Origin of the sequence: Roseateles sp. 22389, from assembly GCF_052044995.1 — a bacterium.
Lineage (GTDB): Bacteria > Pseudomonadota > Gammaproteobacteria > Burkholderiales > Burkholderiaceae_C > Roseateles.
In genome coordinates, this window is sequence record NZ_JBQEOF010000014.1 from 1 (window position 1) to 7719 (window position 7719).

At 62.8% G+C, this 7719-nt stretch carries 8 protein-coding genes; 6 read left to right on the plus strand and 2 right to left on the minus strand.

Features of this window, described 5'->3' with window-relative positions; all coding sequences use genetic code 11:
- The 5 genes from ACTJKJ_RS18605 to ACTJKJ_RS18625 all read left to right on the plus strand — a co-directional run.
- Positions 1-1060: RHS repeat-associated core domain-containing protein (locus tag ACTJKJ_RS18605; RefSeq protein WP_440821330.1), on the plus strand; the 1060-nt coding region annotated here is incomplete at its 5' end.
- A 952-nt stretch (positions 1061-2012) separates the two neighbouring features.
- Positions 2013-2579 carry a hypothetical protein gene (locus ACTJKJ_RS18610; protein ID WP_440821331.1) on the plus strand — a complete coding sequence of 189 codons (567 nt, stop codon included), beginning with the start codon at positions 2013-2015 and terminating at the stop codon, positions 2577-2579.
- Positions 2576-3091, plus strand: a complete 516-nt coding sequence (locus ACTJKJ_RS18615; RefSeq protein ID WP_440821332.1) for an RHS repeat-associated core domain-containing protein — start codon at positions 2576-2578, stop codon at positions 3089-3091. The genes ACTJKJ_RS18610 and ACTJKJ_RS18615 overlap by 4 nt, the downstream gene beginning before the upstream one ends.
- Positions 3088-3615 carry a hypothetical protein gene (locus ACTJKJ_RS18620; protein ID WP_297388746.1) on the plus strand — a complete coding sequence of 176 codons (528 nt, stop codon included), beginning with the start codon at positions 3088-3090 and terminating at the stop codon, positions 3613-3615. The genes ACTJKJ_RS18615 and ACTJKJ_RS18620 overlap by 4 nt, the downstream gene beginning before the upstream one ends.
- Before the next feature lie 782 nt (positions 3616-4397).
- A complete protein-coding gene (locus tag ACTJKJ_RS18625; protein ID WP_440821333.1) occupies positions 4398-4988 on the plus strand; it encodes an SMI1/KNR4 family protein in 591 nt (196 codons plus the stop codon).
- A 451-nt stretch (positions 4989-5439) separates the two neighbouring features.
- On the opposite strand, the gene ACTJKJ_RS18630 is transcribed toward ACTJKJ_RS18625, so the two are convergent.
- A complete protein-coding gene (locus ACTJKJ_RS18630) occupies positions 5440-6042 on the minus strand; it encodes a UdgX family uracil-DNA binding protein (RefSeq protein ID WP_440821334.1) in 603 nt (200 codons plus the stop codon).
- Positions 6043-6058: 16 nt separating this feature from the next.
- Positions 6059-6526, minus strand: coding sequence for a response regulator (locus ACTJKJ_RS18635; RefSeq protein WP_175538214.1), 468 nt, complete (start codon positions 6524-6526; stop codon positions 6059-6061).
- Between the two features lie 209 nt (positions 6527-6735).
- Between ACTJKJ_RS18635 and ACTJKJ_RS18640 the strand changes: the two genes are divergently transcribed.
- A partial coding sequence (locus ACTJKJ_RS18640) for a HAMP domain-containing protein (protein ID WP_440821335.1) occupies positions 6736-7719 on the plus strand: 984 nt, incomplete at its 3' end.

A 7719-nucleotide genomic window follows, 5' to 3' on the forward strand; every position in this document is an offset into this window, starting at 1 on the left:
CAACCGGCTCACCAGCGTTGCCAATCCCACGCGCAGCTTCGGCTACGACGCGGCGGGCAACACGCTCAGCGACACGGGCCTGGCGTACACGACGACATACCGGTTGGACAACCGGCTGGGCACGCTCACCAAAAACGGCCTGACGACGACCTACCAGTACGACGCGGGCGGGCAGCGGGTGCACAAGGAGCACAGCGCGGGGCTGCGGGACTTCGTGTACGACCAAGAAGGGCATCTGCTGGGCGAGTACAACGCCTCGGGCGTGGTGCAGGAGTTCGTCTGGCTGGGCGACACGCCCGTGGCGGTGATCGTTGGATCGGTGGCGTCAACGCTGCCGCTGCTCGCGTACGCGGATCACCTGAACGCACCGCGCGTGCTCATCGACAAGACCGATGCGGCGCGCTGGCGCTGGATCAGCGAGCCCTTTGGCACGACGCAGCCGGAACAGGCGCCGGCGGGGCTCTCGCCGATCACGTTCAATCTGCGCTTTCCCGGGCAGTACTATGACAGCGAGTCCGGGTTGAACTACAACTACTTCCGGGACTATGACGGGACGACGGGGAGGTATCCTCAAAGTGACCCTATCGGGTTGGAAGGTGGTATTAACACCTACGCATACGTCGGCGGAAACCCGCTGAGCTTCGTGGACCCGAACGGGCTGCAAGCATCTGGCGGCGGCGGCGGCGGTGGAGGCTCCAGGCCTTGTCTCGACTTTGACTTCGACAAGTTCGCAAATCAAATCGAGCAGAACCGTTCCAGTACGGCGACCGACTTGGCTGCGCTTGGCAGTGCCTTCGCTGTCGGAACGATGCCCAAGACGCCATCTGAACTTCGTGGGTTCGGTTTGTCGAAGGAGCAAATGAATCCATGGACGAGCCAGCTGAGCCGGTGGTCAAGCCGGTTAGGCACCCGGGAGCTGCGCGAAATCGGCCGAACAGTCGCGGGCAAAGCGGTGAGCGCCACTGCCACGGCAGCTCTTGTTGTCGACGGCTTCTACAACTGGTACGTCATTGGCAAGGCTGCTATTGACGCGACCTCAAGCTGTGGTTGTAAGCAATGACACCTAGCGAAGAGACGATTCGGAGCCTTGCTCTCAAGCGTGTGGCAACCCTTTTTGACGTTGCCATTGAATCCCTGAGTCTTGATGCTCGATTTGGAACGGACTTGCACGCGAAGCCGCGAAGCTTCTTCAGAGACAACGCATTCGATGAAATCGAAGGGGACATCAAGGATGCGGCCGACAAGAAGTTGCGAGACCAGATGGGGCGAGGCGAATACGAAATCTGCACGGTGGGCGATTACTGCGCCCATATGGTTCGCTGCTATGAATTGAGACCGAAGGTGGTCGAGAAAATCCTTGGGCTGCGATAGACGCGGGCTGGCTATGGTGACGCCATGAGCCGCTGCCGCAGGACAGCGGGCAGCACCGGCCGGCGCCGGTGCTGACGCGAAGGCGCACCCGCCCCCAAGCGGGTTACCGCAGCGCTGCAGGGGCCGACCTTGTTCAGGCGCGGTCCAAGCGCCGATTCGCGCCGATGCGAAGAACGAGGTCGGGGTGCGGGGAGTGCCCAGCGACCGAAGCCCGCCGCTGACGGAGCAGCGCAGGAAGCCACCCGGGATGGCGGCGAAGCGACCAGCGCAGAGCCGGCGCAACGACACGTTGCACAGGCGCCCGACGGCCGCGGCGGCTTCCTGCGCGTGCCGCCGACGTCCAGGCGGTGGTTGGTGCAGGCAGCGGCGCCCCTAACGGGCGACGATGGGCGTCCAGCCAGCGAGTGCGCGGACGGCCTAACGCATTGAGCGCACATTCGACAGCCCGCAGTCCCGGCCTTGAGCTGGCAGCGTCTGCTGCGAGCGTGCCGGGGTTGCAGACGCATCGGCAGATGCGTCATCGCTACACCTCGCATCCCCGATGCGAGGTATTCCATGCGAGTCTCATCCGATGCCCTGGCGGGTGTGCTGCGCTTAGATCGGACCAGAGTCGCCTCTGTATCACCTACCCATCGGGCCGCGTGCTGACGATCCAGTACGAGGCGGGGCTGCCGATCAGCATGAGCCTGGCCAAGGACGCCTCGAGCGCCGCACAGCCGCTGATCAGCGGCATCCAGTTCGAGCCCTTCGGCGGCGTGCGCAGCTGGCAGATGCAGATGAACAGCGGCACGAAGCTGCAGGAGCGGGTGTACGACGCCTACGGCCGCCTGGTCCGTTATCCGCTGGGCTCCATCGTCCGCGACATCACCTACGACGCGGCTGATCGGATCGTCAGCTACACGCACCTGGATGCGAGTACCGGTGAAGCCACCGCCGCCGCGCAGGCGATGAACCAGAGCTTCGGTTATGACGAGCTGGGCCGCCTGACCAGCATCGTCACGCCGGCCAACTCCTGGACCATCGGCTACGACGCCAACGGCAACCGGACCAGCGTCAAGCTGAACGCCACGACGCGGACCTACACGACGGCCAGCACCAGCAACCGGCTCACCAGCGTTGCCAATCCCACGCGCAGCTTCGGCTACGACGCGGCGGGCAATACGCTCAGCGACACGGGCCTGGCGTACACGACGACATACCCGGGTTGAACTACAACTACTTCCGGGACTATGACGGGACGACGGGGAGGTATGTTCAAAGTGGCCCCCTTGGGCTGGCAAGGGGCGTCAATACGTACAGCTATGTCGATGGAAACCCGCTGGGCTACACCGATTCGATGGGGTTGGCGCCTGACGTCCGTGTCTGTGTAAATGGAATCTATGGTCCGCCACCGCCACCAGTGTGGAACCCTTATGACCCGAGGCCAGCGCCGGCGCCTTTGCCGGATCTGACAAAGCCGAGCCCATATCTGCCTACGTGGAATTGGGACGGGATAACTTGGCCCTCTTGGATGGAGTCTCGGCGTTCAGACAAAGAGCGGGCCACCGATATCCCAAGTTGGTCTAAGCAGCACCCGCGCAAGCCAGAAGAAAGCTGTGCAAAGTACGCTGAGCAAATCCTCAACGAGCATTACGGTTGCGACGATCCACGATCGAAAGACCGTGGACCCGGCTCCGAGTACAGCAAGATCAAGAAGCACTACGAGAGAGGCGGAAAATGACTGTCGAGGCGTTCTATGTCGTGCGCTGGGTACTCGCTGATGGCGAGCGGTATCTGCTGTGGCGCGATGGCGGTTCTGGGCCTGACGAATATGCATTGGCCCGGGGTTCGTCCAAGATCCTGGTTGCACGCTCTGCGCAAGAACTCGCTCAAGCAGCACGTCTCAATGGTTTGGCCGTCCATGGGGCAGAGGCTCAGGTCATCGATCTCCAAACTGTGAGATCGGTTCTCCACTCATTACGACCCAGCCGTCCGCTATCAGAGCACTCGGCGCGAGTTCTACTCGAAGCATGGAATGCTCTGGAGGACTTGGCACGCTCGCTTGGAAGCTCCTTCATGACGAGCGAGATGTCCCAGCAAGAAGAAGCCAAGTCGGCATATGACAAGTTGTTTTACGGCAACAACCTGCCAGCAATCACGCCTGAAGACTCCAAATGCCATCCCTTGCTAAATGATCGCGAGAGGGCCGTGCTTAGGACGCTACTGCGCAATGCAATCTCACGGGCGGAGTCCTATATCTCATAAGCGTACATGAGAGCGTCAAATGGCATGTCCGCGCATGTGGCACACGTACCTTCAGGTGATCAAGCGTGGGAGCATTAGGTCGCTCAACGAGTATTACTTGGTCAAGGGGATAGTCGATGGCAGTGGCATTGAGCCTGGCGCAGGAGAAGCTGAGAAGCTGGCCACCATGCTGACGGACTACGAGCGGCGCCTACCACTTGGAGCTGAGAAGTAGCCTATTTGAACGGGACGCCGCGTCCAGGCTGGCATCCGAACGGCGAGCACGGCGGTACTGACCACGCGCTACGGCTACGACTTCGCCGGCCACATCATTCGCATCACCATCGGGCCGCGTGCTGACGATCCAGTACGACGCTGGTCTGCCGGTCAGCATGAGCTTGGCCAAACCGGAGGCCGCCCGGCTAGAGGGGATTGTTCGCCAGATTCAACCGAGTTTCAGCTATCCAGCCTTATCTCCCGCCGGCGGAGCCGGCTACGGATACAGGGATGTTGCATAAATAAAATCGCGCCTACAGAATCTACTTCGCACTCAGAACGCCAATCAGTGTTCAACGTCCTATCAGACATATATAAACTGGGCAAGGCGCGAGGGCGTAGCGTGGGCGGGACTGGACGCTTCTCCGGTTATCAAGGCCACCACACGAATAATGTTGCGAACAATCCGGGAGTAGCAAGCAACCCAGGCAACGTTCAATTCATGACGCCGAATGACCATCTCCAGAATGGCCATGGAGGAAACTGGCAAAATCCCTCTTCCGGGCCACTGATTCAAAGGTGAATCCATGCATCCATTTATTGAATTCAAAGCATTGGTGCAGAAGTCAGCAGCATTTGGCGAGCGAACTACCACTATGGGCGCCCATCTCTATGGTCATGTGCCACATCTCGCGCCGGAGGCTTGGCTGCACTCTCTTTACACGGGCCTTTCGACCCAAGAATTGCAGTCAATGGAATTGAAGTGCGGACGCCCAATTCCGTCGGTTTTTAGGGATTTCTTGAATCATACCAACGGGATCAACCTATTTCCCGGGCATCTCTACATTTACGGGTTGAGAAGCACGTACGAACGAACCGGTGACGCTGCTTGGCAGCCATATGCCTTAGAAGTTCCGAATACCCAGGAGAGGCCCCGAGATGTCAAGGCGTCCTATTTTTTCGTCGGCGGATACTTTGATGACGGCTCCAAGCTTGTGATTGATGACGAGACGTTGAAGGTGCTTCGACTGCCTCAAAGACGGGCGGACCCAGTTCTTACCGAATGGCCAGACTTCTGGAGCATGCTAATTTCCGAAGCGCACCGGCTTTCTCTGCTATTTGATGGAGCCGGACGCTTGCTTGATGAATCTTTGTCAACGGCACCGTCGAGTTCCTAAGGTGAAAGTCGCTTAACGGGCCGCTGAAATAGAGCCTCGATTCGCCGGCCCGCCTTGTGGTCGGTCGGCATTCGGCAAATCTGATTCAAGAGGGTGCGATCTCGCGCTTTGCAGGCTACGAAACGACCGTTTGATGGTAGTTCGTGCACAGCTGCTGTTAATTTGGCGGCCCGCACATGGATTTGCCCAGCGTGCGCAAGCGCACCGGGTTGTGGGCCTCCATGTTCCGCACGAACAATTCGTCCAACTTCTTGAGCCCGCGCACCATTACCTGGCGAATCGAGCCAACGGCCTTCGCCCAGCCGAAACCTTGCGGCCGCCAATGTGATTGCTGTCCGCGGTCGACCGCGCATCGGAAACGTGTCGGACCAGCGCATCCCGCATTGCCGCCCCAAGCTCAAGGACATGACGGGATGGCGAGGTATCTCAGCAGCCTGCGAACGAAGCCTTGTCATCCAGCCGCCCGGCGCAGGTCCTCGATCCACGCGGCGATCGCCGCGTCACGATCCGGCCCGCGGTCGCGCAGCAGCGCCGACGGGTGCAGCGTGATCAGCACGCGCCGGCCATCCTCGCGCGCGAGCCACTGGCCGCGATTCGCCAGCACCGGCACCGCGTGCCCCAGCACCGCGCGGGCCGCCGTCGCGCCCAGCGCCACGATCGCGCCGGGGTCCACCGTGGCGATCTCCTGCTCCAGCCACGGCGCGCAGGCCTGCACCTCGCGCTGCGCCGGCGACTTGTGCATCCGCCGCTTGCCGCGCAATTCGTACTTGAAGTGCTTGACCGCATTGGTCAGGTAGAGCTGGTCGCGCGGCCAGCCCAGTTGCGCGAGCGCCTCGTCAAGCAGACGCCCCGCCGGGCCGACGAAGGGATGCCCCTGCAGATCCTCGCGATCGCCGGGCTGTTCGCCGACGAGCATCAGCCGCGCCGCGACCGGTCCTTCGCCAAATACCGTCTGCGTCGCGCCCTGCCACAAGGGACAGGCCCGGCACGCCTTCGCCTGCTCGGCGAGCTGCATCCACTGGGCCTGCCGGGCGGCGCGAGCGACGCGGGCCATGTCGCTTCCGGCCCACTCAATGCCTGGGCGTGCGATTCCCGTATGCGGGACGCGCCGGCCGGATCGCCGGCGCGCTGCCGCCGGCGACGAAATTGCCGGGTCGGGCGGTCAGCAATACCGCCAGCAGGTCGGTCACCTTCAGCGGCTTGTAGAGCAAGCGGTTGAAGCCCGCCGCGCCGGCGCTCTCGTCGGTGATCTCCGGGCCGCCGCCGGTCAGGCAGACGTACATCACGTGGCGGCCGGCCTCGGCGTCGATGAGCTTGGCTTCGGACACCACCTCCAGGCCATTCATGTCGGGCATGTCGAAGTCGACGAACACCAGCTCCGGCTTGAACAGCTTGAGCAGCCGAAGGCCCACCCGGCCGCTGTAGGCCACCGCCGTCGCGCAGCCGTAGCAGCGGAACAGCTCGCTGAGGCTGCGCGCTCCCTCCGGGTCGTCGTCAATGACGAGCACCCGCAGCGCATGAGGCGATGGTTCGGACATCGAGGTGTTCTCCCAGAGTGCAACACGACGCAACAGCCCTACCCGCGCGACAAAGCGCGCCCGGCCAAAGCCGTCCGTCGATGACCGATGAGGGCAAGCCGCGTGCCCGTGCCCCCTCGCGCCGACGCTCCTAAACCCAGCCCCCATGGTGGTACACGCCCGGCTAAAGTCCATCGGTTGAGCCGCGTCGAGACGGCCGGGAGATGACCATGAGCGTCTTGGAAGAAGGGGTGGCCGTGGTCCCGGCCGAACACCTGAATGCGATGCTGCTCGCGCTCCATGCGCTGCGGCGTGGCGACCCCGACGTCCGGTTGCCGTTCCACTGGACCGGCGTCGCCGGCAAGCTCGCCGATGCCTTCAACGAGGTGGTCGAACAGAACGCGTCGATGGCCGCGGAACTCTCCCGCCTGCGGCAGGTCGTCGGCAAGGAAGGCCGGCTCAAGCAGCGCGCCGCCCTGCCCGAGATGCGCGGCTTCTGGGGTCAGCAGATCGACTGCATCAACGCGCTGATCGACGACCTCGTCCATCCCACCAGCGAAGCTGCCCGCGTCATCGGCGCCGTCGCCGAGGGCGACCTCACCAAGTCCATGGCGCTGGAGGTCGACAACCGCCCGCTGCAGGGCGAGTTCCTGCACACCGCCAAGACCATCAACCGCATGGTCGAGCAGCTCGGCGACTTCTCCGCCGAGGTGACCCGCGTCGCGCGCGAGGTCGGCACCGAGGGCAAGCTCGGCGGCCAGGCCAAGGTCAAGGGCGTGGCCGGCACCTGGAAGGACCTGACCGACTCGGTCAACTCCATGGCCGGCAACCTCACCGACCAGGTCCGCAACATCGCCGACGTGACCACCGCCGTCGCGCAGGGCGACCTCTCCAAGAAGATCGAGGTCGACGTCAAGGGCGAGTTCCTGACGCTGAAGAACACCATCAACACGATGGTCGACCAGCTGCGATCGTTCGCGTCCGAAGTGACGCGCGTGGCCCGCGAGGTCGGCACCGAGGGCTCACTCGGCGGCCAGGCGCGGGTCGAAGGCGTGTCCGGCACCTGGAAGGACCTGACCGACTCGGTCAACTCGATGGCCGGCAACCTCACCTCGCAGGTGCGCAACATCGCCGACGTGACCAAGGCCGTGGCCGCGGGCGACCTGTCCAAGAAGATCACCGTCGACGTCAAGGGCGAGATCCTGGAGCTCAAG

What these genes read in the sequence shown, in the direction of transcription:
- ACTJKJ_RS18620 (WP_297388746.1), top strand. Translation starts at nt 3,088, where the DNA reads ATGACTGTCGAGGCGTTCTATGTCGTGCGCTGGGTACTCGCTGATGGC.
- ACTJKJ_RS18625 (WP_440821333.1), top strand. Translation starts at nt 4,398, where the DNA reads ATGCATCCATTTATTGAATTCAAAGCATTGGTGCAGAAGTCAGCAGCA.
- ACTJKJ_RS18630 (WP_440821334.1), bottom strand. Translation starts at nt 6,042, where the DNA reads ATGGCCCGCGTCGCTCGCGCCGCCCGGCAGGCCCAGTGGATGCAGCTC.
- ACTJKJ_RS18635 (WP_175538214.1), bottom strand. Translation starts at nt 6,526, where the DNA reads ATGTCCGAACCATCGCCTCATGCGCTGCGGGTGCTCGTCATTGACGAC.